The sequence below is a fragment of the Streptomyces sp. PsTaAH-137 genome (assembly GCF_003259365.1).
GTDB lineage: Bacteria > Actinomycetota > Actinomycetes > Streptomycetales > Streptomycetaceae > Streptomyces.
Window position 1 is genome coordinate 1 of record NZ_QLLY01000066.1, and the last position, 3,059, is coordinate 3,059.

Below are 3,059 nucleotides of genomic sequence, written 5' to 3' on the forward strand. Positions count from 1 at the left end.
GCGGGCTGACCTCGATGGCGACGCTGTCGCGCTCGCGCTCGACCAGGCGCCCCATGGCGGTGCCGAACTGGACCGGTTCGCGCAGGTTGCGGTACCAGTAGCCGGTGTCGAGCGCGGCGGGGTCGATCACGTCGCCGGTCACGGTCGAGTAGATCGTCACGGCTGTGGGCAGCGGGGTGACCTCGCCCAGCTCCGCCTGGAGCCGGCCGTCGAAGCGGTCCATGAGCGGGGAGTGGCCCGGGACGCTGGACTTGATGGCGCGGGCGCGGGCGCCTTCGGCCTGGCAGAGCGCGATCAGTTCCTCGACCGCGTCGGTCTCGCCCGAGACCGTCGTCGCGTTGGGCCCGTTGACCGCGGCGATCCCGATCCTGGACTCCTTGCCCGCCAGCAGTTCCCGCACGCGCTGCTGCGGCAGCAGGATTCCCGCCATGGCGCCCTGCCCGGTGACCGTGGCGAGGAGCCGGGAGCGCAGGGCCACGATCTTGGCGGCGTCCTGGAGCGTGAGGGCGCCCGCGATGTGGGCGGCGGCGATCTCGCCCTGGGAGTGGCCGATCACCACGTCCGGTGTCACGCCGAGCGAGCGCCACACCTCGGCCAGGGACACCATCACCGCGAACAGCGCGGGCTGGACGACGTCGATGTCCGCGAGGTCGGCCGCGTCGGGCCCGCCGCACACGGTGTCGATCAGCGGCCAGGAGATCCACGGCTTCAACGCCTCGTCGCAGGCGCGCAGTCGGTCGGCGAACACCGGCGACGTCTCGTACAGCTCCCGGCCCATGGCGAGCCACTGGCCGCCCTGGCCGGGGAAGACGAAGACGGTCCTGCCGACCGGCCGCGCGACACCGGACACCGCGCCGGTGCCGGGTTCGTCGCCCGCGGCGACGGCGGCCAGCGCGGCGAGGAGGTCCTCCCGGCCGGCGCCGATGACGACGTGGCGGTGGTCGAAGCGGGAACGGGTCGTCACCAGGGCGTGGCCCACGGCCTCGGCCGGTGTGTCCGGGTCGGCGGCGACGGCGTCGTGCAGCCGCTCCGCCTGCCGGCGCAGGGCCTGCTCGGAGCGGGCCGACAGCACCCAGGGCACCGAGGGGCCGGAGGCGGTGCGGGGCCGCGGGGTGTCCTCGGCGCTCGCGTGCGCGGGGGCCTGTTCGAGGATCACGTGGGCGTTGGTGCCGCTGATGCCGAACCCGGAGACGCCCGCGCGGCGGGGCCGGTCCTCGGGCGTGGTCCATTCGCGGGTCTCGGTGAGCAGTTCGACGGCGCCGGACTCCCAGTCGACGTGCGAGGACGGGCGGTCCACGTGCAGCGTCGCGGGCAGCACACCGTGCCGCATCGCCATGACCATCTTGATCAGGCCGCCGACCCCGGCGGCCGCCTGCGTGTGGCCGATGTTCGACTTCAACGAGCCCAGCCACAGCGGGTCGCCGCCCTGCCGTTCCTGGCCGTAGGTGGCGAGCAGGGCCTCGGCCTCGATGGGGTCGCCGAGCCGGGTGCCGGTGCCGTGCGCCTCCACGGCGTCCACGTCGCCGGTGCTCAGGCCTGCGTCGGCCAGGGCGGCGCGGATGACGCGCTGCTGGGCCAGGCCGTTCGGGGCGCTCAGGCCGTTGGACGCGCCGTCCTGGTTGACGGCGCTGCCCCGGATGACGGCCCACACGTGGTGGCCGTTGCGCCGCGCGTCCGACAGCCGTTCCAGGACCAGGACACCCGCGCCCTCGGAGAAGCCGGTGCCGTCCGCCGCGTCGGCGAACGCCTTGCACCGGCCGTCCTCCGACAGGCCGCGCTGGCGGGCGAGTTCCACGAACATGCCGGGCGTCGGCATCACCGAGACGCCGCCGGCCAGCGCCATCGAGCATTCGCCGGAGCGCAGCGACCGTACGGCCTGGTGGACGGCGACGAGCGAGGCCGAGCAGGCGGTGTCCGTCGACACGGCCGGGCCGTGCAGTCCCAGGGTGTAGGCGACCCTGCCGGAGGCCGCGCTGAGGTAGGTGCCGGTGAGCCGGAACCCCTCGACCTCACCGGCCGCGCCGCCGCCGACCCGCGGACCGTAGTCGACGTCGTAGAGGCCGGTGAACACCCCGGTCGCCGTGGAGCGCAGGGATTCCGGGTCGATGCCCGCGCGCTCCAGGGCCTCCCACGACGTCTCCAGCATCAGCCGCTGCTGCGGGTCCATGGCCAGCGCCTCGCGGGGGCTGATGCCGAAGAACGACGCGTCGAAGTCGGCCAGGCCGTCCAGGAATCCGCCCGAGCGCGTGTACGTCTTGCCGTGCGCCTCGGGGTCCGGGTCGTAGAGCCCCTCGATGTCCCAGCCGCGATCCGCCGGGAAGCCGCCCATGGCGTCCACGCCGCGGGAGACGAGGTCCCAGAGCGCTTCGGGGGAGGTCGCGCCGCCCGGGAAGCGGCATCCCACGCCGACGACGGCGATGGGTTCGCGTGCGGACTCCTCCAGCTCGCGCACCCGCTCGCGCAGCTCCTGCGCGTCGCCGACGGCGCGTCGCAAGTAGGACCGGAGCTTGTCGACTTCCTCCACCAGGGCCTCCCTCAACGGAACAAGTTGCATGTCAGAAAGGTGCGGGCGCGGGCGTACGGAGCCCACGCGGCTGCGGACACGGCCGGTACGGCCTAGACGTATCCGCGGTCGATCAGGGCGTAGAGATCGTCGTCGCTGCGGTCCACCAGGTCGTCGGCCGCCACCACCGGGTCCGGCTCCGGCTCCGGGCCGTCGCACGGCTGCGGTTCGAGGAGGGAGTGCAGGTGGAGGGCGAGTTCCCGGGCGGTGGGGCGGCTGAAGGCGATGGTCGCCGGGAGGCGCACGCCGGCCGCCGCGTTGAGCCGGTTGCGCAGCTCCACCGCCAGCGAGGAGTCGAAGCCGAGGGCCTTGAAGGTCTCGGCCGACCGCGCCTGGAGGTCCGTTCCGGTCAGCGCCGATCCCTTGGTGCGCAGCAGGGCCGCCGTCTCGTCGCAGACCAGGGCCAGGACCGCGGCGGGCGAATCGAGCCGCGCCGCGCGTGAATCGGGCTGTCGCCCGTCGGCCGGTGCGTCCTCGGCGGTCTCGGCGGGCGCGG

At 74.3% G+C, this 3,059-nt stretch carries 1 protein-coding gene and 1 pseudogene; both read right to left on the reverse strand.

Going from position 1 to position 3,059, the window contains the following annotated elements; all coding sequences use genetic code 11:
* Nucleotides 1–2,530: pseudogene (locus tag K377_RS40805) on the reverse strand (type I polyketide synthase); the annotation flags it as partial.
* Between the two features lie 86 nt (nt 2,531–2,616).
* Nucleotides 2,617–3,059: acyl carrier protein (locus tag K377_RS40810; protein WP_161195016.1), on the reverse strand; the 443-nt coding region annotated here is incomplete at its 5' end.